The sequence below is a fragment of the Priestia sp. 3CA3 genome (assembly GCF_056836725.1).
In genome coordinates this window covers 279415-302669 of record NZ_JBXENJ010000005.1, presented here as the reverse complement: position 1 = coordinate 302669, position 23255 = coordinate 279415, and the positions used below count along the sequence as shown (strand labels likewise).

General features: G+C 38.6%; 25 protein-coding genes. 8 read left to right on the top strand and 17 right to left on the bottom strand.

The annotated features are described in order from the left end of the window. Positions 1-155: 155 nt before the first annotated feature. Entirely contained in the window at positions 156-515 is a 360-nt protein-coding gene (locus AC1VNJ_RS15680; RefSeq protein WP_013056084.1) for a YugN family protein, read from the top strand. 36 nt (positions 516-551) lie between these two features. Here AC1VNJ_RS15680 and ctaG read toward each other — a convergent pair whose 3' ends face one another. The 6 genes from ctaG to cyoE all read right to left on the bottom strand — a co-directional run bounded on the left by ctaG (position 552) and on the right by cyoE (position 6536). After that, on the bottom strand, positions 552-1490 hold the full coding sequence (gene ctaG / locus AC1VNJ_RS15675; RefSeq protein WP_047751379.1) for a cytochrome c oxidase assembly factor CtaG: 939 nt from the start codon (positions 1488-1490) through the stop codon (positions 552-554). Positions 1491-1547: 57 nt separating this feature from the next. After that, entirely contained in the window at positions 1548-1880 is a 333-nt protein-coding gene (gene ctaF, locus AC1VNJ_RS15670; RefSeq protein WP_014460982.1) for a cytochrome c oxidase subunit IVB, read from the bottom strand. Positions 1881-1884: 4 nt separating this feature from the next. Next, positions 1885-2505: a cytochrome c oxidase subunit III gene (gene ctaE, locus AC1VNJ_RS15665; protein ID WP_013056081.1), complete on the bottom strand. Its 621-nt coding sequence runs from the start codon at positions 2503-2505 to the stop codon at positions 1885-1887. Beyond that, positions 2505-4370 (bottom strand): cytochrome c oxidase subunit I, encoded by a 1866-nt coding sequence (ctaD, locus tag AC1VNJ_RS15660; RefSeq protein ID WP_033578414.1) that lies wholly within the window; start codon positions 4368-4370, stop codon positions 2505-2507. Before ctaD ends, ctaE begins: the two co-directional genes overlap by 1 nt. Before the next feature lie 34 nt (positions 4371-4404). Further along, positions 4405-5460: a cytochrome c oxidase subunit II gene (gene coxB, locus AC1VNJ_RS15655; RefSeq protein ID WP_028414096.1), complete on the bottom strand. Its 1056-nt coding sequence runs from the start codon at positions 5458-5460 to the stop codon at positions 4405-4407. A 137-nt stretch (positions 5461-5597) separates the two neighbouring features. Next, a complete protein-coding gene (cyoE, locus tag AC1VNJ_RS15650; RefSeq protein ID WP_028414097.1) occupies positions 5598-6536 on the bottom strand; it encodes a heme o synthase in 939 nt (312 codons plus the stop codon). A 504-nt stretch (positions 6537-7040) separates the two neighbouring features. On the opposite strand from cyoE, the gene AC1VNJ_RS15645 reads away from it, so the two are divergent. Continuing rightward, complete coding sequence (locus AC1VNJ_RS15645; protein WP_482641030.1) at positions 7041-7943, top strand: COX15/CtaA family protein; 903 nt, start codon at positions 7041-7043, stop codon at positions 7941-7943. A 39-nt stretch (positions 7944-7982) separates the two neighbouring features. Here AC1VNJ_RS15645 and pyc read toward each other — a convergent pair whose 3' ends face one another. The 3 genes from pyc to AC1VNJ_RS15630 form a co-directional block, all read right to left on the bottom strand. Beyond that, positions 7983-11432: a pyruvate carboxylase gene (gene pyc / locus AC1VNJ_RS15640; RefSeq protein ID WP_033578413.1), complete on the bottom strand. Its 3450-nt coding sequence runs from the start codon at positions 11430-11432 to the stop codon at positions 7983-7985. Between the two features lie 133 nt (positions 11433-11565). Continuing rightward, on the bottom strand, positions 11566-12756 hold the full coding sequence (locus tag AC1VNJ_RS15635) for an FtsW/RodA/SpoVE family cell cycle protein (protein ID WP_014460986.1): 1191 nt from the start codon (positions 12754-12756) through the stop codon (positions 11566-11568). A gap of 143 nt (positions 12757-12899) precedes the next feature. Continuing rightward, positions 12900-13166, bottom strand: coding sequence for an Fpa/YlaN family protein (locus AC1VNJ_RS15630; protein WP_370506486.1), 267 nt, complete (start codon positions 13164-13166; stop codon positions 12900-12902). Between the two features lie 284 nt (positions 13167-13450). Here AC1VNJ_RS15630 and AC1VNJ_RS15625 point away from each other — a divergent pair, with 284 nt between their 5' ends. After that, the gene (locus AC1VNJ_RS15625; protein WP_028414101.1) at positions 13451-13948 is read left to right on the top strand and encodes a hypothetical protein; all 498 of its coding nucleotides are present in this window, start codon (positions 13451-13453) and stop codon (positions 13946-13948) included. Between the two features lie 38 nt (positions 13949-13986). On the opposite strand, the gene AC1VNJ_RS15620 is transcribed toward AC1VNJ_RS15625, so the two are convergent. After that, positions 13987-15315 carry a PhoH family protein gene (locus AC1VNJ_RS15620; RefSeq protein WP_013056072.1) on the bottom strand — a complete coding sequence of 443 codons (1329 nt, stop codon included), beginning with the start codon at positions 15313-15315 and terminating at the stop codon, positions 13987-13989. Positions 15316-15531: 216 nt separating this feature from the next. Between AC1VNJ_RS15620 and AC1VNJ_RS15615 the strand changes: the two genes are divergently transcribed. After that, entirely contained in the window at positions 15532-16131 is a 600-nt protein-coding gene (locus tag AC1VNJ_RS15615; protein WP_013056071.1) for a YhcN/YlaJ family sporulation lipoprotein, read from the top strand. Positions 16132-16157: 26 nt separating this feature from the next. On the opposite strand, the gene AC1VNJ_RS15610 is transcribed toward AC1VNJ_RS15615, so the two are convergent. Then, the gene (locus AC1VNJ_RS15610; RefSeq protein ID WP_033578412.1) at positions 16158-16613 is read right to left on the bottom strand and encodes a pyridoxamine 5'-phosphate oxidase family protein; all 456 of its coding nucleotides are present in this window, start codon (positions 16611-16613) and stop codon (positions 16158-16160) included. A gap of 185 nt (positions 16614-16798) precedes the next feature. Here AC1VNJ_RS15610 and AC1VNJ_RS15605 point away from each other — a divergent pair, with 185 nt between their 5' ends. Then, entirely contained in the window at positions 16799-16999 is a 201-nt protein-coding gene (locus AC1VNJ_RS15605; protein WP_013056069.1) for a YlaI family protein, read from the top strand. A 1-nt stretch (position 17000) separates the two neighbouring features. Beyond that, positions 17001-17435 (top strand): hypothetical protein, encoded by a 435-nt coding sequence (locus AC1VNJ_RS15600; RefSeq protein ID WP_482641029.1) that lies wholly within the window; start codon positions 17001-17003, stop codon positions 17433-17435. A gap of 26 nt (positions 17436-17461) precedes the next feature. Here AC1VNJ_RS15600 and AC1VNJ_RS15595 read toward each other — a convergent pair whose 3' ends face one another. Beyond that, positions 17462-17779 carry a YlaH-like family protein gene (locus AC1VNJ_RS15595; RefSeq protein WP_013056067.1) on the bottom strand — a complete coding sequence of 106 codons (318 nt, stop codon included), beginning with the start codon at positions 17777-17779 and terminating at the stop codon, positions 17462-17464. A 160-nt stretch (positions 17780-17939) separates the two neighbouring features. Continuing rightward, positions 17940-19778: a translational GTPase TypA gene (typA, locus tag AC1VNJ_RS15590; RefSeq protein WP_013056066.1), complete on the bottom strand. Its 1839-nt coding sequence runs from the start codon at positions 19776-19778 to the stop codon at positions 17940-17942. A 113-nt stretch (positions 19779-19891) separates the two neighbouring features. On the opposite strand from typA, the gene AC1VNJ_RS15585 reads away from it, so the two are divergent. After that, entirely contained in the window at positions 19892-20077 is a 186-nt protein-coding gene (locus AC1VNJ_RS15585; protein WP_028414104.1) for a YlaF family protein, read from the top strand. Positions 20078-20185: 108 nt separating this feature from the next. On the opposite strand, the gene AC1VNJ_RS15580 is transcribed toward AC1VNJ_RS15585, so the two are convergent. Then, the gene (locus tag AC1VNJ_RS15580) at positions 20186-20992 is read right to left on the bottom strand and encodes an inositol monophosphatase family protein (RefSeq protein ID WP_014460992.1); all 807 of its coding nucleotides are present in this window, start codon (positions 20990-20992) and stop codon (positions 20186-20188) included. A 195-nt stretch (positions 20993-21187) separates the two neighbouring features. After that, entirely contained in the window at positions 21188-21373 is a 186-nt protein-coding gene (locus AC1VNJ_RS15575) for a hypothetical protein (protein WP_013056063.1), read from the bottom strand. Positions 21374-21641: 268 nt separating this feature from the next. On the opposite strand from AC1VNJ_RS15575, the gene AC1VNJ_RS15570 reads away from it, so the two are divergent. After that, the gene (locus AC1VNJ_RS15570; RefSeq protein ID WP_034266818.1) at positions 21642-22277 is read left to right on the top strand and encodes a YktB family protein; all 636 of its coding nucleotides are present in this window, start codon (positions 21642-21644) and stop codon (positions 22275-22277) included. A gap of 2 nt (positions 22278-22279) precedes the next feature. Here the strand turns inward: AC1VNJ_RS15570 and AC1VNJ_RS15565 are convergent, their stop codons facing one another. Together AC1VNJ_RS15565 and AC1VNJ_RS15560 are read right to left on the bottom strand one after the other, a co-directional pair. Further along, on the bottom strand, positions 22280-22507 hold the full coding sequence (locus tag AC1VNJ_RS15565) for a hypothetical protein (RefSeq protein ID WP_165635682.1): 228 nt from the start codon (positions 22505-22507) through the stop codon (positions 22280-22282). Positions 22508-22635: 128 nt separating this feature from the next. Further along, on the bottom strand, positions 22636-22905 hold the full coding sequence (locus AC1VNJ_RS15560; protein ID WP_165635681.1) for a UPF0223 family protein: 270 nt from the start codon (positions 22903-22905) through the stop codon (positions 22636-22638). Positions 22906-23255 lie beyond the last annotated feature (350 nt).

Genomic DNA, 23255 nt, shown 5'->3' with positions numbered 1-23255 from the left:
CTTTATAGTGTGACCAACTTTTTAGTAAACTTTCGCATTTAAAACGTTTAAATAAAAATAGATAACGTTTACATTTTTCCTTATTAGATATTGCAAGTTTTATCCATTCGGCTTATGATTTAGTTGGGGTATATCTGTTTTGGGAGGGAGTTCATATGAAATTTGAATATGCAAAGTTTGATTCATTAAAGGTAGATTTAGATTTATTAGATGAGATTATGCATCAATTTGGCCTGGTCCGCGCCGGACAATGGGATTATGAACGCGTGACGTACGATCGAAAATTCGAGTTTCAGCGAGATACCTTCTATTTGCGAGTCCAAGGACATGCTATTTCAGGCGATGTAGGGGGCAGGCATGCTGTTATTCACCTTATGACACCTCTATTAGGCAAACATTATTATCCTCACGGTGTAGAATATGGAGACGGAGAATATTTCCCGCCATCCCTTGTAGAACAGTGTGAAAAGATATTAACACAAATCAAATCACAGCTTGAAACCGTTCAGCTATAGAATTAGAAAAAGCGCAGTAATCAGACTGCGCTTTTTTTAATTCAAAGGAGGAGTAGACGGAAATTCCTTTGGTTTTATATCTTGAGATTCAGTAAAATCAGGCATGTACGTATCTTTCTCTCGTTCTTTTCGAGCCCACTGAAAAAAAATAAAGCCTAAAACCGTTCCATACACAATTTCTTGAATGATCTTCATAATAACGCCGCCTAGCTGCTGGTCTTCCACGGGTGGCAGCGTATTAAACATCTCAGGAGCAAGCTGACCTAAACTTGCAATCATAGAAGGCGGTACACAAAGGGAAAGAGCTTGTACCCAAGCGCTTGAGTCTGTATACGTCGCATACAAAGAATGGTTTGCAAAAATAATCAGCGCGCACGCTGGAGTAAGAAGTACGCCATCTGCAAAAATGTATCCAAGCTTTTTTAAAGAACTTAGCGTTTGTTCTTCTTCTAGCTGATTAATGAGTGGCCACCACATACAAAATGCAGCGATAAATAATACAACACTCACGATTCCGTGAAGCGTCATATCCGTTTTAATAACATCAAAAAGTAGCGGAATATGATACAAAGAAAATAACCCATTGAATAATAGTAAAGCAATTAAGGGCTTTGTAAAAAATTTAAAAACAGGTTTAACCCCTCTTACATAAATAACAGAACGAGCTAACCACGGTGGAATTCCTAAAATAAAAAGCGGAGGAATCACCAAGTAAACAATTGCCATTTGCGTCATATGAGCACTAAACATAAAGTGCCCTAGTAAATCTACAGGTCCTCCTTTACATATATACAAAAGAACCATGCTGATAACAAAATACGCTTTTGTTTTTCTGTCTACGGCCGCCGCTCCTATAAAATTCCCTCTCCATCTACCAACGATGAAAAAATATAAGACGGTCACCAGACAAATGGTTAAAAAATAGTAAGGACTCCAAAGTGCTTCAAAACCAAACATCTGCAAATTGTTAATCAACGTATATTCCTCCTTCTACAGATGATGAAAAGGACTGGCGTATGCCAGCCCTTTTCTTTACCACCAAATAATGGTTACAAAAGCTAAAATGGTTAAAAGAGCTACCAATACGCCTGAATACAAGAAAAATGCTGGTATGGTATGTCCTTTGTGGTTCATATGCATGAAATAATAAAGTTGAAAGATGACTTGAACAACCGCCAAGAGCACAATCACCGGCATAATGTACCATCCGCTAAACTCTTGATAAACCGCAAAAAAAGCAATTAGTGTTAAAAACAACATCATTGCAAAAGAGATAACTTGCATCTTCATATCTTCTGCGTTTCTTTTTTTACGATATTCTAAATTGAGCCTTGGGTTATCTGAGTTTGATTGATTTGTCGTCATCAGCTTATCCCACCATTCCCATTAAATATACAACCGTGAAAATAAAGACCCACACAACATCGATAAAGTGCCAGTATAAACTTGCGACATAATATTTAGGAGCGTTATATAAGTTTAGCCCCCGCTTCGCATTTCGAATCATCAAAGAACCAATCCAAAGCAGTCCGAACGTTACGTGAGCTCCGTGTGTCCCAACCAGCGCGTAGAAAGAAGAACCAAATGCGCTGCTTGTAAACGTATGCCCTTCATGAACATAATGCCTGAACTCATAGATTTCTAGCCCTAAAAACGCTAAACCTAAAAGCCACGTAACGCCTAACCATAGCTGCATCTTTTTAAACTCAAAATTTTTCATATGATACATAGCATATACGCTTGTTAGTGAACTTGTTAATAAAATCATGGTTGCTGCAAAAACAAGCTTAATATCAAACAATTCTTCCGGCTTAGGTCCTGACATCGTTGAATTGCGCAAAGCTAAATAAGTAGCAAAAAGTGAAGCAAACAAAACCGTCTCCCCGCCTAAAAAGAGCCAAAAGCCGGTAAATTTATTTTTCCCTTCAAGCGTTGCTTTTTCAGGCGAAGCAGGGAAAGTTTCAGCGGTTAGCTTTTGTTCAGTCTCCATTACATCTTCGCCTCCTTGTCATCATCAACTAAGTCTTCTTTGTGAATATGAAAACCGTGATCATCAATCCATGAACGGAAGAACATCGATAAAAACATGACGATCATTCCGATAATCCCTACAACATCTCCCCACGCATGATCATTTCGATACAAAAAGCCAATCCCTGCAATAAACATCCCAAGCGATATCATAAATGGAATAAACGATGAGTTTGGCATATGAATATCACCAAGAGGTTCGGCTGGCGTCATTTCTTTATTTCCTGCCATTTTTTCAATCCAATATGCATCTAACCCGCGTACAAGCGGCGTTTGTTTAAAGTTATACTCTGGTGGCGGAGATGAAATAGCCCATTCTAATGTACGTCCGTCTCCCCAAGGATCTCCTCCTACCTTTTGTCCTTTGGCAGTGGTTTTTATAATGTTAACAAGTAAAATGAGCGTAGCAACCGCCATGAAAGCAGCTCCTGATGAACTGATTGCATTCCCAAGGTCGAGACCTTGATTAGGCAAGAACGTCCATACGCGGCGAGGCATCCCCATTAGACCTAAGAAATGCTGAATAAAGAACGTTAAGTGGAAACCAATCAAAAAGAGCCAGAACGTTGCTTTACTTAACTTTTCATCTAACATCTTGCCAAACATTTTTGGCCACCAGTATGTGACACCTGCTAATATAGCGTATACGACACCGCCTACGATAACGTAATGGAAGTGAGCAACGATAAAATAAGAATCTTGAAATTGATAATCTGCAGGTGCTACAGCTGCCATAACTCCTGTTACTCCCCCGATAACAAATGACGGAATAAAGGCGACAGCGTAAAGCATTGGAGACGTAAACTCAATACTTCCTCCCCAAAGCGTAAACAGCCAGTTAAAAATTTTAATTCCAGTTGGAACGGCGATGGCCATCGTAGCGACAGCAAAAATGGCATTTGCAATCGGACCAAGTCCGGTTGTAAACATGTGGTGAGCCCACACCATGAACCCTAAAAATCCGATTAATACGGTAGCAAAAACCATCGACGAGTATCCGAATAATCTCTTTCTTGAAAAAGTAGGTAAAATTTCTGAGAAAACACCAAACGCTGGAAGAATTAAAATATATACTTCCGGATGACCGAATATCCAGAAAAGATGTTCCCAGATAATCGTATTTCCACCCATTGTGGCGTCAAAAAAGTTTCCACCGAACAAGCGGTCAAAAATCATTAAAAACAATCCAACCGTCAGTGCTGGAAACGCAAACAAAATAAGAGCTGATGCAACAAACGTCGTCCACGTAAACAGCGGCATACGCATATAAGTCATACCTGGCGCCCTCATGTTAATGATTGTTACGAGAAAGTTGATACCTGAAATCAATGTCCCGGCTCCGGAAATCTGTAAACCTATCGCATAAAAATCAATTCCGTGACCAGGCGATGCAATAGACAGCGAAGCATATGATGTCCAACCTGCATCAGGTGCTCCTCCTAAAAACCAGCTTAGATTTAAAAAGAGTCCCCCAAAGGCAAACAACCAAAAACCTAACAAATTTAAAAATGGAAATGCTACATCTCGAGCTCCGATTTGCAGCGGAACAACTGCATTCATCATAGCAAAAAGAAGCGGCATGGCAGCTAAGAAAATCATCGTTGTTCCATGCATTGTTAAAATTTCATTATACGTTCCTGCACTAACAAAGTCATTGCTTGGTATAGCCAGCTGAATACGTATAAATAGCGCTTCCACTCCTCCGACTAGAAAAAAGATACCGCCGGCAATTAAATAAAGAATGGCGATTTTCTTATGATCCACGGTTGTCATAAAGTCCCAAATTGTTCCACCTACACCCTTCTTTTGACTGAGTGTACTCATCGCTAAACCTCCCCTTTTAAAAACGACTGGACGTTTATTTTTCTTTTAAACTCATTAAATAGTCTGCTAGCTCATTTACTTGTTCATCAGTTAAGTCAGGATATGTACCACTCATCTTATTACCCGGCTTAACTTTCTCAGGGTTTTTTAACCATTTTTTGATATTTTCCTTGTTGTGAGGAAGCACTCCGGCTACACGCTCACGTTCAGAAAAACCGGCTAAGTTTGGTGCTTGACGAGCTTGCTCTGGACGATTGTCTTTGACATCAACAGCATGGCATCCGATACAGCTTTCATTAAAGACCTCTTGACCCGCTTTTGCGGATGCTGTTTCTACATCAGGCTTTGCCTTTTTCAAATCTTTTGCCCACGTATCAAATTCATTGCTTGATACAGCCCTTACTTTAAAGTCCATAAGAGAATGAGATGGACCGCAAAGCTCAGCACATTTTCCGTAGAAAACCCCGTTAGCTTCCTTCGATTTTTTAGAATCAAACACTAGCCAGAATTTATTATCATTTTCTGTGTTAGCATCGAGCTTTCCTCCAACTGAAGGAATCCAGAATGAGTGCTTGACGTCAGAAGCTTTAATATTAAAGTAGACTTTTTTATCCGTTGGAACAACTAGATCTTGGGATGTAATAATTTTTTGATTAGGATACTCAAATTCCCACCAGTACAAGTTAGCACGCACATTTACTACGACAGCATCTTTGTCCTTCATTCCTTTTACGTCCGCTAGCTTAAATGTTGAGATGACCGTTGGAACAGTCAAAATAATGAGCAGCAAGATAGGAATCACTGTCCATATAATTTCTAACTTTCTGCTTCCTTCCACTTGCTTTGGAATCACGTTTTCTTCGCCTTTACGACGGCGAAAGCGCAGAATAACAAATATAAAGATAATGGTGACCACAATAATAACTAAAACCATGATGGCTGTACTAAGAAGCATAAGCGAATATTGTTCTTCAGCTACCTCACCTGCAGGCTTAAGTGTTGACAAAAACGGTTTTCCACAGGCCGATAACACGAATGCAAGCAGCGTAAATAACGACAAAACACGAAAGTTCAATCGCCATTTTTTCATACCATTCCCCAACCTCTCTTTCATTGACGTGATTTCATCTATGCCCTCTTGAGCATAAAACTTATTCCTTCTATAATGAATTCTACATGTAGAAGAAATCCCCCTTGTGCAGCGTCGCATTCAGTGAAAGATTTTATCTAGGCAAAAAGCGTTGCGACAATCATTGAGACAAATAAAATAGTTAAATAGTTTAGTGAGTAGACAAACATCATGCTAGCCCACTTTGTGTCTTCTTGTTTATTGTATTGAGCAAATCCTAAAAATAGCCATCCTATGTTTAAAACAGTGGCCAAAATTAGAAATGGAATGCCTAATTCGTATAAATAAAGAGGTAATGGCAACAAACAAGCAATCCAAATGAGAATCTGTCGTTTTGTAAGCTCAAAACCATGTACAACAGGCAGCATAGGGATTCCCGCTGCTCGATATTCTTCACATCTTCGCATAGCAAGAGCTAGAAAATGAGGCGGCTGCCAAATAAACATGATTAAAAATAATACCCAAGCCACTACGTGTAAATTGGGATCGATAGCGGCCCATCCAATTAATGGCGGGACAGCGCCTGATATACTTCCGATTACTGTATTAATTGTGTATAGTCTTTTGGACCACATGGTGTAAAGAACTACATATGTAAGTATTCCTGCTAATCCGATGAGAGCGGCTACGGAAGAAACAACTAGTAGCATAAGCAAGCCGGTTAACGTCAAACCGATTCCAATCCCAAGGACCGTCAAAGGTGTAAAACTTCCTGTCACTGTAGGTCGTCCCTTTGTTCGTTCCATTAGAGGGTCAATGTCACGATCTATGTAATTGTTCAAACTGCATGAACCGGCGATGATAAGTGAAGAACCTATTAAAGTAAAAAATGCTTTATCCAGGTTTTCTAAGAAGTGTTGTTCGTTGAAGAAAAGAGCTAGCCAAAAACCAGTAAAGGTGGTGATGAAATTTGAGTTGACTATTCCGATTTTAATCGTAGCTAAAAAATCTGACCAAATGGAACTATTTTCGCTTACATGAGCTGTGTTAGGCGATGCAGAAAGCGTTGAATCTTCCACCATTTTTGAATCTTCCATGGCGCTTCCTCCTTTACTCATCCACAGACTTTTATCTAGTAAATAAAGAGTCTATAAATGAAGGCGTTTTCAACATATTTTTACAAAAATCTCCTCTTTGTTCACAAAGAAGTCATATTCCTCTCACCGAAACTACTTAAAAGCTTCACATGTAAACGATAAAATAGTAGAGAATTATCTATTTCTCATGTTTATTAAACCATATTTTGCCGTTACTTTGTGAAGAATTCATGAAAAAAATATGGATTTTTTTTGTCATGAGCTAAATGCATGTCCCTGTCACTTGTTAAAAGATATTTCTGCAAGTAAAATAGTTTTCTGTACGGTACCTTTTACATATCTGCAGAGTCAAACTCATGAACAAACCTTACACTTTCTACCATTATAACAAATTCAATCAAGTTTATGGAGAATAAATGAAATTTATGTTTAATATACAAAAAGATTAGGATAAAATGTTTAGCTCGTTATATTACTTACTTTGCTTTTAGGATGGTGATTATTGTGCGACTTGGATTAAAGTTTTTATCCGTTGTGACGAGCATAGCCATGTTACTTATTCTACTTGGCGGTGCTCTTGTTACGAAAACTGGTTCAGCAGACGGGTGCGGAGATTCTTGGCCTCTGTGTAACGGACAGCTCATTCCCGACCCTTTAACATTTGAAACCGTTGTTGAATTAAGCCACCGCTTAGTTTCTAGCGTGTCGGGCTTTCTTGTACTCGCTTTATGCGTATGGGCGTGGATTTCACTAGGACATATAAAAGAAGTTAGACCTTTAGCGTTTATCTCTTTTTTCTTCCTAGTACTGCAAGCATTAATTGGGGCCGCTGCCGTTATGTGGGGGCAATCAGATGCGGTGCTTGCTCTTCATTTTGGTATTTCCCTTATTTCGTTTGCTTCTGTGCTGCTGTTAACACTTATCATCTTTGAAGTGGATCAAAAGCTCGACACAGCTAACATGCAGCTAGGCTCTAAAATGAAAAAACATATTTACGGGGTTATCTTATACACATATGCCGTTGTGTACACGGGCGCGCTTGTTCGCCATAAAGAAGCTAGCTTAGCCTGTCCAGACGTTCCATTTTGTTCAAACGGAAACGGTTGGCTACCCGTTGATTTGAATCAGTGGATTCAAATGGGACATCGATCCGCTGCTGTTTTAACGTTTGTATGGATTTTAGCTGCCTTTATCCATGCAGTTAAATATTATCGTCATCAAAAAAATATTTTTTACGGATGGTTAGCTGCTCTCATTCTAGTTATTTTTCAGGCGGTTTCCGGTATGCTTGTTGTTGTCACACGTCTGCAGCTAGAGCTCGCGCTTGCTCATTCTTTAATTATCTCTTTCCTATTCGGTGTATTAAGCTACTTGACCTTACTTGCAACGCGTCATACACATAATTAATTAAAAAAGGTACGAGCTCTGAGCTCGTACCTTTTTTGATTAGCTTTCTAATTCAATTAATAAATCTCCCGGCTGGATGCCATCTCCATTCGATACGTGTACTTGTTTAATCACGCCGTCAAATGGTGCTTGCACGGTTGTTTCCATTTTCATTGCTTCTGTGATCATTAAGTGATCACCTTTTGAGACTTTATCGCCTTTTTCTACTACTACTCGAATAACGGTTCCAGGCATTGAAGCGCCAATGTGGGCCGGATTTCCTTGGTCGGCTTTTTGTTTTGCCGTAACGGTTGTTTTGACACTTTCGTCTTTAATCACGACTTCACGAGGCTGACCGTTTAATTCAAAGTATACTGTTCGCGTACCGTCTGCCTGCGGTTCTCCAATGGATACAAGGCGAACGATTAAGGTTTTTCCTTTTTCAATCTCAATTTCAGCCTCTTCTCCTAAACGCATGCCGTATAGGAAAGTCGGTGTATCAAGAACAGAGATGTCTCCGTATTGTTCGACTGCTTTGTGATAATCCATAAATACTTTTGGATACAGTGCATAAGCAATGGCGTCAAAACTCGTCACTTGACGATTTAAGTCTTTAAATAGCTTTTCTTTCACTGCATCGAAGTCCACATCTTCTAACAGTTCTCCAGGACGAACTGTAATAGGTTTTCTGCCTTTTAGAATGATGCGCTGAAGCTCTTTAGGGAATCCCCCGTGAGGCTGTCCTAAATACCCTTCAAACAATTCAATAACGGAATCCGGGAAGTCAAGCGTTTCACCGCGCTCAAACAGCGTTTCTTCTGTCAAATTGTTTTGAACCATAAACAATGCCATGTCTCCAACTACTTTTGATGATGGCGTAACTTTTACAATATCACCAAATAACAAATTCACGCGTGAATACATATCTTTTACTTCATCCCAGCGGTTTCCTAAACCAACTGCTTTTGCTTGTTGCTGTAAGTTGCTATATTGACCGCCTGGCATTTCATGCTCGTACACTTCCGTATGAGGAGCATTCATCCCGCTTTCGAAGTCTTGATAATATTTTCGCACGTCTTCCCAATAGTAAGAAAGCTCTTCTAGATTTTTAATATCCAGATTTGGTCTGCGGTCCGCACCTTCTAATGCGTAATAAAGAGAGTTAGCGCTCGGCTGAGACGTTAAGCCTGCCATTGAGCTTACGGCTACGTCTACAATGTCTACACCTGCTTCAATTGCTTTTGCGTACGTGTATACACCGTTTCCGCTTGTATCATGCGTATGAAGGTGAATTGGAATATCAACCGTTTCTTTTAGAGCCGATACTAAATCATAAGCTGCCTGTGGTTTTAAAAGACCCGCCATATCTTTAATGCCCAGGATATGTGCTCCAGACTGCTCAAGCTCTTTTGCTAAGTTCTTGTAGTAATCCAAATCATACTTACGGCGCGTCGGATCTAAAATATCACCTGTATAACACATCGCTGCTTCTGCAATCTTCCCTGTTTGACGAACGGAGTCAATTGCAAGAGTCATTCCTTGCACCCAGTTTAAGCTGTCAAAGATACGGAAAACATCAATACCTGCATAAGCTGATTTTTCAACAAATTCCTTGATTACATTATCAGGATAGTTTTTATATCCAACCGCATTTGACGCGCGAAGAAGCATTTGGAAAAGAACGTTTGGCGCTTGTTGACGTAAAGTAAGCAAGCGATCCCACGGATCTTCTTTTAAGAATCGATAAGCGACATCAAACGTTGCTCCTCCCCACATTTCCATAGAAAATAAATCCGGAAGCAAGCGTGCAGTTGGGTTAGCTACTTGTTTTAAGTCGTTTGTACGAATACGCGTTGCTAAAAGAGACTGATGGCCATCACGGAAAGTTGTATCCGTTAATAGCACTTCCTTGCGTTCTTTCACCCAATTTACTAGCCCTTCAGCGCCTTTTTCATCTAAAATCTGCTTTGTTCCGTTTGGAATTGGTTGTTTTATATCGACATTAGGAACACGCGGTTTCGTAAAGATTGGCTTTTTCTTTTCCGATACACCCGGGAATCCGTTTACCGTAACATTCCCAATGTATGTAAGCATTTTAGTTCCGCGGTCTTTTCGCTTAGGGAAGACAAAAAGTTCAGGCGTTGTATCAATAAAGGATGTATCATAAGCGCCTGTTAAGAACTTATCATGCTTTACTACATTTTCAAGAAATGGAATATTGGTTTTAATTCCACGAATACGAAACTCTTTTAAGTTCCGTACCATTTTTGATGCGGCTTGATCGAATGTTAAGGCCCATGTTGTTACTTTTACTAACAGTGAATCATAATACGGCGTAATGACAGCACCTTGGAAGCTGTTTCCCGTATCTAAACGTACGCCAAAACCGCCGCCAGAACGATAAGCCATAATCTTACCCGTATCCGGCATAAAGTTATTTAACGGGTCTTCTGTCGTTACACGAGATTGAATTGCATATCCATGTACGTGAATTTGGTCTTGTGCAGGAATAGACACTTCCTTGCTGTGAAGTGCGTAGCCGTCCGCAATTAAAATTTGCGATTGAACGATATCAATACCTGTAATCATTTCAGTAATTGTGTGCTCTACTTGAACACGTGGATTTACTTCAATAAAATAAAAATCGTTTCCTGATACTAAAAATTCTACTGTACCAGCATTTATGTACTGCACTTTTTCCATCAGCTGCACAGCTGCTTCACAAATGCGGAGACGTAAGTCTTCATCTATAGAAACACTTGGTGCTACTTCTACTACTTTTTGGTGACGACGCTGCACTGAACAGTCGCGTTCGTAAAGGTGCACAACATTTCCTTGTTCATCACCTAAAATTTGCACTTCAATATGTTTTGGATTTTCAACTAGTTTCTCGACGTATACTTCATCATTACCAAAAGCCGCTTTTGCTTCTGATTTGGCACGATCATAAGATTCATTCAGGCTGTCTGCATCGCGAACGATACGCATGCCTCGACCGCCTCCGCCCAAAGCTGCTTTGATCATTAGAGGATATCCATGCTGATTAGCAAATTCTTTTGCTTCGTCAATTGAATCAATAGGACCATCTGTACCAGGAATAACGGGAATATCTGCTTGAATAGCCTGATGACGTGCTTTTACTTTATCGCCAAACATATCAAGATGCTTGGATTTTGGGCCAATGAAAATAATGCCTTCTTCTTCGCAACGTTTTGCAAATTGGATATTTTCTGACAAAAAACCATAGCCAGGGTGAATAGCATCTACATCATGAGACTTAGCAATGTCGATGATGCCTTCTATATCTAAATAAGCATCAATGGGCTTCTTCTCCGCTCCTACTAAATAGGCTTCATCCGCTTTGTAACGGTGATAAGAACCTGCGTCTTCCTTCGAATAAATTGCAACAGTCCGAATATTCAGTTCAGTACATGCTCGAAATACACGAATCGCAATTTCTCCTCGGTTTGCTACTAATACTTTTTTGATTTTTTTAGTTACAAAACTCATGTTGCTAATCTCCTCTCAATTTCGTATAAACTTCAATATATAGCAAAATTGGATAAAAGAAAAGCAAAAATCAATGGAAAATAATAAAATTCCAATAAATTTTTGCTTTTTTTACACAATTTTTTTACGAAAATCAATCACTTGTTGTTGATGTATTGTTCGGATGTAGCACAATATTTTCCGTATTTTTCTGTTTTTTATTTTGATAATTTACGAAAAACGAAATATTTACAATAATTCCCATAGATACCATCAGCGTTAGTAGCGAAGACCCTCCGTAACTGATAAACGGAAGCGTGACGCCGGTAATCGGAATGAGTCCCGTAAGCCCTCCAAGGTTAATGCCTGTTTGAATACCTATCATACTGGCTACTCCAATACAAATCATGCTAGCAAACGGATCCTGAGATTTTTTAGCCAGCATTAAAATCCTGAAAATTAAGAAGCCTAAAAGGCCCAGCACGAGCATAACTCCAAAGAATCCTAATTCTTCTGCAATAATGGCCATAATGAAATCGGTATGGGGCTCAGGAAGATAACCATACTTTTGTACACTTTCTCCTAAACCAAGGCCTTTTAAGCCTCCTGTACCTATTGCTAAATATGAATTAACCAGCTGATAACCGGTTCCTTGAGCATTAGCAAACGGATCTGACGCACCGGTAAAACGGCCGATTCGATTGGCAGTAAACTGACCTGTAAAAAAACCAATCGTAATAATGACCGTAAGCAAAATAATACCTAGTGCTAGCATGCGGAAAAAGGTTTTTTTAGAGATTCCCGAACATAGCATAATGGTAACGGCAATCGCAAAAATAATTGATCCCGTTCCAAGGTCAGGCTGAATCGCTACAAAACCTAATATTAGAAATACAAGACCCATAGGTCCAAAAAAAGCTTTTTTGATGTTGTCAATATACTCTTGCCTTTTAGACAAAACATACGATAAGTATAAAATGACAACAAGCTTGGCATACTCAGCCGGCTGCATGTTTGCTCCGCCCAGCTGCAGCCAACTTTGCGCATTGTTACTCGTATGCCCCATTACAAACACAAGCAAAAGCAGTACAAAAATGCCCAGAATCGCATAAGGCAGTATTTTAGGATACAGCTTGTAAGGTGTTAGCATTGTTAAAATGAACAATACAAGCGTAAAAGCAAGCCACATTTTTTGTCTGTTGTAAAAGAAATCACTTGACGTATGATATCTTGTAATACTTACAATCATACTTGAACTGTAAACCATAACTAGTCCAACCGCACAAAGAAGCAGCACTGGAATTACAATTGAATAGTCAAAATGCCTAAATATTTTTTTTACCATAACCCTCTTCCTTTAAAAATGACGTGTTTCTGTTTCGTTTCATTTTTTATGTACAAATTTGAGTAAATTAGGAAATTTCAACCACCTGTAATAAAAAACTCAAACTACGTTTGTATATAGTTTGAGTTTCGATCGCGTGATTTTTATTTTTTTGTAAACGCTTCATGCAGTGCAGAAAGTTCACGCTCGAGGCGGTCTAGCAATGTTTTTCCAACACGTTCATCAATTAAACCAAGACGAACTGCAAAATCAATTTCTCTTGATAAACCAAACATTTGTGTATCTAAAACCTCTTCATAAAGAGGACATTGTGGCATTGTTAAGTTATCCATTTGAACTTGAATTAATTGCAAAATCTTATCTGCATCAGCTTTTAACAACGCATACGCTTTTTCACGATGATCTATCATTGTCTCAGGCGTCAAACTCAATCCCTCCGTTCGCGAGCGATTACCTAATCTATCTCTCAATTTTAAAGGCTATGCTCCAAAAAAGCAAGGATAAACATGTCCGTGAGGCTGGCCGTCTTTTTTATACTGTTACTTTCTCAAAACCATTACCATAGATGTAGGAAATTTCGCACTTTCGTTGACTCTTACATTATATCATACGATAATCACTCTCAACTAAATTTTTTCATCAAAGTGACAAATAAGGAGAAAGCGCTTATACTTTTAGCAAGGGGGCATTTATTATGAATTCAATTATTATGTTAAAAGGAAAAGTAAAATATACGCTGACACTCGACCCAAGCGTGTGGATTTTCGATGACCGCAAGCTCGATATGGACGTTTTCTTTGAACATCCACCGGAGCAAAAAGACGAGACAGAAGCGTACACAAAGGCTGTTTCTAAGCATTGGGACCGTGAAATTCAAGAAGGAGCCGTCTTTCCTCCTACGTTAAAAACCGAAAAGAAATTCAAAAAACAGGAGCTAGTAAATGGAACATTTGGGATTTTATTTGCACCTTTTCTAGCAAACGCTTCACCTACTGAAGACGCTACCAACGTTTCATTTAAAACAAAAGACGCGCTGATTTCTTTTTCATTAGAAGAAGCGCAAAAACTAATCTTTGGTTTCAGCCAAGACGGAAAGCCTCTTAGAGAAGACGGGCCTATCTATGTCTATTTACCGGATGGATCTAACCGAAATAACCCTATTAAATATGTGGAAGAAATCATCGTTACATAATAAAAAAAGGTGGGGTTCCAAAAGGAACCCCACCTTTTTTAAAGAATATCAGCTGCTAATTGTGCTAGCCCGGAGCGCTCTCCTTTGATTAACCGAACGTGGCCCGATACTTTTTGCTCTTTAAACTTTTCAACTACGTACGTTAATCCGTTGTTATACTCATCTAAATAAGGATGATCAATTTGAGCCGGATCTCCCATAAGCACAATTTTACTCTTTTCCCCTACCCTTGTTAAAATTGTTTTAATTTCATGCTTCGTTAAATTTTGTGCTTCATCAATAATAATAAACTGTTCCGGAATGCTTCGGCCTCTTATATACGTCAAGGCTTCCACTTCTATTGAACTCAGCCCCGCTAGAATCGCATCCAGTTCTCCAGGTTTTTTAGTGTTGAATAAGTACTCTAGGTTATCATAAATTGGTTGCATCCATGGACGAAGCTTCTCCTGCTTTTCTCCTGGCAAGAACCCAATATCTTTCCCTAAAGGAACAATTGGACGAGCTACAAGCAGCTTTTTAAAACACCCTAGATCTTCCGTCTGCATAAGTCCTGAAGCTAAAGCAAGCAGCGTTTTACCCGTACCTGCCTTTCCAATTAACGTGACCAGTTGAACGTCGTCTCTAAGAAGAAGTTCTAACGCCATAATTTGCTGAACATTTCGAGGTTTGATTCCCCAGATATGATCATATTCAAATAACAGTTTTTTTACTTTCGTTGTTGTTTGATCGACAATGCCGATGGCTGATCCGGATCCTCCAAATGCATCTTTCATCACTAAGAATTGATTTGCAAAAAAGGAGTGGTTCGCAATTTGAGACGTTAGCAGCTCTCCTTTTTCGTAAAATTGACTCAGCAGCTCTTTTGCAATATAGACTTCTGAAAAGCCTGTATAAATACTATTGAATTCCACTACTCGATCACTTAAAAAATCTTCTGCTCTTAAACCGATTGCGTCAGCCTTCACACGTACCAACACATCTTTACTTACTAGTATCACTTCACGTCCATCTTCTTTTGTTTCCTCTTCAAGGGATAAATTTTTAGCAACAGCTAAAATTCGATTATCATTTGTTTTTTCCACAAAGATTTCTTGAAGCTGCTGAAAAGAGCGATGATTGAGTTCAATTCGCAAATGGCCCCCATTTTCTAACGGGATTTTCTCATATAACTTTCCATGTTGTCTCAAGTTATCAATGAGTTTGGATACCTGCCTTGCATTTCGTCCGACTTCATCCATATTTCTTTTTTTCGAATCAACTTCTTCTAGTACAACGGCTGGAATCACTACTTCGTTATCATCAAATGAAAAAATTGAATGCGGATCTTGTAATAAAACATTCGTATCTAATACATAAATTTTTCCCAATAATTCAGCCTCCTACTCCGATTGTTTTTCCTGTAAGGAGTGAAACAAGGCACCCATCCATTTATATACTATGTAACGCACATGTGTGAAGTGACCTTAAATGGACGGACCATTTTCTTTAAATATATGAACACGTGTATAAAGATAGAAGAACTATTAGAAACTAAATACAAATTACTACAAAAAATGAGTCATTCATAAGGAGGAGTCTCCCACATGAACAAATTTTTTCTATCCATTAGCTTATGTTTTATTACACTAACCGGCTGCAACAATAATCAAGCAGACGTTGAAGAAGGACAAAAAACAGATCGAATTGTACAGGTCAAAAATTCATCTCCTGAACGCTCTCACAAGCGTACTGCTAATGAAATATCAGCCCATTTAGTTGAACTGGCTTCAAGCGTTCCGAATGTAAATGATGCTACCGCCATTGTGCTCGGCAAGTATGCAATCGTAGGCATTGACGTCGGCAAAGATATTGATCGTTCAGAAGTAAGTTCAATCAAATATACAGTTGCCGAAGGTCTGAAAGCTGATCCGTACGGCGCTAACTCTGTTGTTATTGCAGATCCTGATACGGTCGCTCGGCTAAAACAAATTGGAAATGAAATTCGCAAAGGTCGGCCGGTTACAGGATTTTTAGATGAATTAGCAGCCATTGTAAACCGAGTGATGCCTGAATTTGCAGAAGAAATCCGCCGAAATCCTAGTTCAACAGATACAAACAATCAAAAATTAAATAATAAACAAGAGCAAAATTTAAAGAATGAGCAGGAAAAACAATCTAATAATCATCTTCAAAAAAATGAATAAAAAAGTCGCTTAGCGGCAGGCTGCTGCTAAGCTTTTTTTATCGCTTCAATTACTTGCTTATCGAGTTTAGCGGCTGCTACTGGATCATAGGTCTTTTCATATGAAGGGTTTACTGAAATCTTAGAGCCATAGAACATGACATCTCTTACTTCATTAATATCTAGTTCAATTAGCGTCAGCTTTAAAGCTACTCCGTCTAACTTTTCTTGCACTACCTCAGCTATTCCGCTGATTGAGTAGCATGATTCATTAGCAAGAATATTTACCACTGCTTTATTCGTATGTTTAATGTTTTCTACAATCCTCGATTTGACATCTACGGCAAATCGAATTTTTTGTTTAGTCGGAGCTACTAACCACGAAATGGCACTAACATTTGGAGCGTTTGTTTCAAAATCAATAGTTGAAATGGTTGCAAATCTCTCTGTCTGTAGCTCATCGTATAATGCATCTACTAATTGAGTCTCGACTTCGTTGGCCATTTTCATCCCTCCTACTGTTTATGTACTTACTAGTTACTATCTTCGAGCTAACAAGCAAAATTACCTGCTTCTTTAGGAATGTTTTCCTATCGTTCCTTTTCTCCTGAGAGATAGCACCGCAAAAAAACTTTATAAAACAAGAATTTTCGGCTAGAATGATGTATAGAGAAGTTGAGGTGATAGAAATGAGAGTACAATGTGTCATGTGCGATAAAATTGAAACAATTGAGGATGAAACGCTCGTGGCAAAACGACTGCGCAACCGTCCTATCCATACATATATGTGCAATGAATGTTCTGAACGGATTGAAAAACGAACAAAAGAACGCATAGCTACTGGTAACTTTAAACTATATGAGTCGAAAAAGACAGAGGAGGATTGGTAAGGTGCTCCGTTTAGGAATAAGTATCGGCATGTTCAGCGGGATTATCCTTGGGTTATGTTTGAAATGGATAGAATGGCTAACCGGCAAACAAGTTTATACCCTTTTATTAAATGTTGATTTTATTCCTATCATTGGCCCTATTCAATGGCCTGAATGGGTGGAGTTTGTTTTTCATTTATTCATTGCCGTTGCAATTGGTATCGTTTTTGTTTACATAGTAGGTAAATTAAACAATATGTCTATTCGAAAAATCGTATTGTGTTCTTTTTTATTAACACTTCCAACCATTCCTTTGTATTTTCCGTTGACGCTGCTTTCGCTTAAGCCTACGCCTGCAGTGGATGATGCAGTAGCAATTTTTTATTGGACAGCTGGCCATTTAATTTTCGCAGCCGCTCTTGTCTTCGGCTATATCATACTAAAAAGACGCTTGTAGCTACAAGCGTCTTTTTATGTAGTCTGTTATGAACCCAACGTGGAGTTTTGCTTTTTAGCCTGATACAGCCGTATTTTATAAATAATTAATACAAGCGCTGCAACCACTAGCCCTTCAGCTACAGGTAAAAAAATGCCTAAAAACGTTAAAATCGTACATCCAAAAGCTAAAAATAGATAAATAACCACAGATTTTAAAAGCGGCAGCTTCTTTGCAAACCCGAGTTTGTACACGAGAACAGATAGCCCTAAAATAGTAAAGTATAACAGCCACATTCCTATTTTTGCATGTTCATCTACTTGATACAAAGCAGCAAAAAATGAAAGGTGTTCTTTTACATCCATCTTCCTTCCCCCTATTCCTTACTTTACATTATTCGATATAAGCCACCTTTTTCCTTTCCAAATTCTCTCTTTATAAAACGCTTTCAAAAAATAGAAAATTCTGATATAATTGATAAAAAACAAGCCGCTAGCAAATAAAGCTAACGACTTCCTTTTTTTATTATTTCGTGTCAGCGTATTTTTTCTTTTTCGCTGCTTTTTCACGTTCATTTTTATCAAGAATTTTTTTACGTAGACGAATAGATTCTGGTGTGATTTCACAATATTCATCTTCGTTTAAATATTCAAGTGATTGCTCTAAAGACATAATACGAGGTTTTTTCATACCTGTTGTTTGATCTTTGTTAGCAGAACGCATATTCGTCATTTGCTTCATTTTACAGATGTTAACAACGATATCATTTTCACGAGTGTGTTCTCCTACGATCATACCTTCGTATACTTCTGTACCTGGCTCCACGAAAATTGTACCGCGGTCTTCTACTCCTTGGATTCCATAAGTAGATGATTTACCGCTTTCCATAGAAACAAGCACACCTTGACGGCGACCTCCAACTTGACCTTGCTGCATTGGTTGGTAGCTATCAAATGAATGGTTAATGATACCGAATCCACGAGTTAACGATAAGAACTCAGTTGTATAACCGATTAAACCACGTGCAGGAACCATAAAGATCAGACGAACTTGACCGCTGCCGTTGTTAATCATATCAACCATTTCACCTTTACGAGCACCCATTGATTCCATAATAGAACCCGTATGTTCTTCAGGCACGTCGATTTGCACACGTTCAACTGGCTCACAGCGAACGCCATCAATTTCACGAACGATTACTTCAGGTTTTGATACTTGAATCTCATATCCTTCACGACGCATATTTTCAATTAAAATAGATAAATGAAGTTCTCCACGTCCTGAAACGACCCATACATCCGGTGAATCAGTATTTTCCACGCGTAAACTTACATCTGTCTCAAGTTCAGACATTAAGCGCTCTTCAATTTTACGAGATGTAACAAATTTACCTTCACGACCAGCAAACGGTGAATTGTTTACTAAGAACGTCATTTGTAAAGTAGGTTCATCAATACGTAAAATTGGCAGTGCATCTTGGTGGTCAAACGGACATACTGTTTCACCTACGTTGATGTCTTCCATTCCTGATACAGCGATCAGGTCTCCTGCTTTTGCTTCTTCGATTTCAACACGCTTTAAGCCTAGGAAACCGAATAATTTTGTTACGCGGAATTGTTTTACCGTACCGTCAAGCTTCATTAATGCAACTTGCTGGCCTACTTTCATTGTTCCGCGGAATACGCGCCCTACACCGATACGACCAAGATAGTCATTGTAGTCAAGCATTGCCACTTGGAATTGAAGTGGTTCGTCGCTGTTGTCTACTGGTGCTGGAATGTGCTCGATGATTGAGTCAAATAGAGATGACATGTTCTCATCTTGCTTTTCTGGGTTCGTGCTAGCCGTTCCGTTGATTGCTGAAGCATAAACAACAGGGAACTCAATTTGTTCCTCACTTGCACCTAGTTCAATAAATAAGTCAATTACTTCATCAACTACTTCAGTTGGACGAGCAAAGTCACGGTCAATTTTGTTAACAACAACAATCGGCGTTAAGTTTTGCTCTAATGCTTTTTTCAATACAAAGCGCGTTTGAGGCATACATCCTTCGTATGCGTCTACTACAAGTAGAACACCGTCTACCATTTTCATAATACGCTCAACTTCTCCACCGAAGTCAGCATGTCCTGGCGTATCCATAATGTTGATACGCGTATCTTTATAATTAATAGCTGTGTTTTTCGCTAAAATTGTAATTCCACGCTCACGCTCAAGGTCATTTGAATCCATCGCACGTTCTTCAACATGCTCATTAGTACGGAATGTTCCGGACTGATGTAATAATTTATCTACTAACGTTGTTTTCCCATGGTCTACATGGGCAATAATGGCAATATTACGTAAATCTTTACGAATGTTCACGCATTTCACTCCTATGCTTGTAATAACTAAGCTATTATATCACACTAACTCTAGAATTGCAGAATGATTTTGTTGTACACTATAAATATCCGTTACAAATGGGAGGAATCAACATGAGAAACATTAAGTGGGTATTCGTTTTATATGCATTCATCGCAACTGCAGCTATTATGTCAATTGGCATATTTATCGGAGAAGGAAGCGCTCTCGGGGTCATTTTAGCTATCGTAGCTTTAATTGTTGTAATGGGTCTTGGCTTTACGACTAAGAAAAAAATGCGAGAAAAAGGGCAGCTGTAATTTTTTTGCGATGATTGAAAGCGTCATGGCCATTTGCAACATCAAAATGGTTCATGACGTTTTTTCATCACAAAATTCTTTGACTACACGTAAGTCTTCACTTCTATTTTATTTATTCCACTTTCCTTCAAGGTACGTACGAAAGATTTCGTCATGTAATGTTGGTTTGCTTACAAATACACTGCTTTTTTCAAGAATCTCTAACGGCTTCCCTTCTAAATCCGTCATGACTCCTCCAACTTCTTCAATCAACACTTTACCGGCAGCAAAGTCCCATGGAGCCAAACGTAAAGTAATGTATCCATCCAAGCGTCCAGCCGCTACGTAAGCAAGCTCAATAGCTGCGGATCCATATGAACGGGTCCCTCTTACTTTACGCACAAGCGGACTTAATACGGAAGGATCAATACGGCGGTTCTCCGTCACCCACGTTGCATTTAAGCTAATAATAGCTTCTTCAACTGGTACAGGTTCAAGTTTCGGCAATTGGATGTCATTCATAAACGCGCCCTGTCCTTTTAAAGCATGATACAGCTCATTATGAATAACATCATAAATATAACCTGCTTGTCCTACACCATTTTCGAATATACCGATGGAAATAGCAAAATTTCGCTGCTGATGAACAAAGTTCATCGTACCGTCGATCGGATCGATAATCCAAATCGTTCCTTCTTCTGATTCAAGCTCTTCCCCATATCCTTCTTCTCCGAGAATATGATGTTCCGGAAAGGTTTCATTGATTTTTGAGATAAAAAACTGTTCAATTTCTTTATCCATATTTGTTACTAAATCATTTGGATTCGATTTCGTTTGAATGAGAAGTTCTTTACTAAACGACTGTTGAATTTTTTGTCCAGCTTCTTTTAGCCACTCTTTAACGTATGTATCAATTTCTTTCCAGCGTTGTGTCATCTCAATTCCCCCTCAAAAATACGTCTCTTATTTAAGCTTAAAAAAACCTCTGCAAGATGTCAATTAACAGAGCACGTGGGAGAAGAACTGCCGCTTCTTCTCCCACGTGCTCTGTTACCACTTATGAATCTGCTCATTCAGTTTAATACTTTTTTACAGTTTACCCATATTTGTTCTATTTTATTCCCGTGTCTGCTACTGAAGAGATATCATTTCTTCACGAAGTTTCTCGAGCTTTCTCTTACATTTTTGTTTTTGTTCCTCATTATTCTCCATCATGGCTTCATATAACGTCGCTAACTCGTAATCTAACTCCAACCGAATTACACCTAATCTTTTTTGTCCATCATTCTTCTTATACATATTCACCACTTGTTTCATGTTTCAAACACCCCTCTCAAATTATTGAACTCACTTATAGAAAACTAAATTTTCAGATATTTTGATTGATATAGTCTATGTCGAAACCTAATCTCATGCAACTAAATTGTGTGATTACCTATAAAAAAATGATAGACACGTTTTGACAAGCATATGCGAATTAATTGGTGTTTATGCTTTTCATGTGGTAGAATCTTCGCGTAAATCATACTTACTTGCATAGATGCACAGCAGCTATACATATTCACTAAAAAAACGGAGGTTTCACATGGCATTCTCAGGATTTTCACAAGATGACTTTAACGTATTCCGTATCGAGGGGCTTGATGCACGTATGGAAGCCATCAAGACAACGATACGCCCAAAATTCGAACAATTGAGCAATCATTTTGCTCCTACTCTTTCTTCACTTTGTGGAGATGAAATGTTCGTACACATTGCCAAACATGCACGAAGAACAGTTAACCCGCCAGCAGATACGTGGGTAGCCTTTGCTAACAGTAAACGCGGGTATAAAAAGCTCCCTCATTTTCAAATTGGCCTTTGGGAAACACACGTCTTTGTGTGGTTTGCCGTCATTTACGAATCACCTATTAAAGAACAATTTGGAAAGCTGCTAAAACAAAACATGGAGGAGATTCGTCAAAATATCCCAGACTCGTTTGTTTGGTCGAAAGATCATACAAAACCTGATAGTAAAAAAATGGGCGACTTATCTTCTGAAGACTTAGAGAGTTTGTTTGAACGTCTAGAGACGGTTAAAAAAGCTGAGATCCTATGCGGCATTACAATTCCAAAAGAAGAAGCGATTGCAATGAACGGCGAAGAATGGATGGCTCGTATTGAACAAACATTTCATACGGTAACTCCATTATATGAACTAACTAAAAAAGCATATGCATAATTTTAACGAATTGATATAAAAAAATGAGGGTGAGACATAACGAAAGGAAGCTCATCGAAAGACCAATAAATGGGATACATAAGCTGAAACGCTTGTGACACCGCAGTTGATTTCCCTGCAAGGCTTCGCTTTCCGCGGGCGGCCGGTGAGCCTCCTCGTCGCTTGCGCTCCTGCGGGGTCTCGCCTGTTCCGCTTTCCCCGCAGGAGTCTTCGCCTTGCCTTCCAATCAACTGCTAGAAGAAACGAAACAGATAAACTCTATGTTCACCGTAACAAAAAAAACGAATCATTAATCAAACAATTTGATTAATGATTCGTTTTTTACTTCGGCTAAACTACTTTTGTCCAGTCTCAGTTTTTACATTTTTATGAGATCTCCAGAAGAAGCAGCCTTTGCTTTTTGAATCGTTCGATAAGAAGAGTATTTGCTTTGGTCTTCAAAATCGTTACAGATTGTTTTTTCTTCTGCTTTACTTGGCACAATTTCTTTAAATCGGCGATAGACTGCCATTAGGTGATCACGCTCAATACCTTTTTCATAAGCTCGTTCAATGCTTTCAAAAAACTTCACTACATCAATAATTTCTTCTGTACTCCAATCAAGGGAGATAGGGTATTGATATTCCACTTCTCATCACTCCATTTATTTCTTCATTCTATGTATATCTATATTCTTAACTCTATCACAATCTATAATGTACACAAAATTTATTCTCTTTTCACCCAAAAGAATTTCTCCTTTTTTTTCTTTTTATTTTCTCTTTAAAATATCTTTGCAAATAGGTTAATAAGTGCTATAATTCTTTTGTTTTATGGGGATTTTCAAAACATAAAGAACTATAAAATAATAAGTAATAAGCAGTTTACAATTACTTGTATTTTTTTAACTAAAAATTGTATTTATATTATCAAACAGTAGTAAACATACGCGTTTCATTCATTTATATAATGGTTAAAATCAAGAAAACTGCGGAGTAG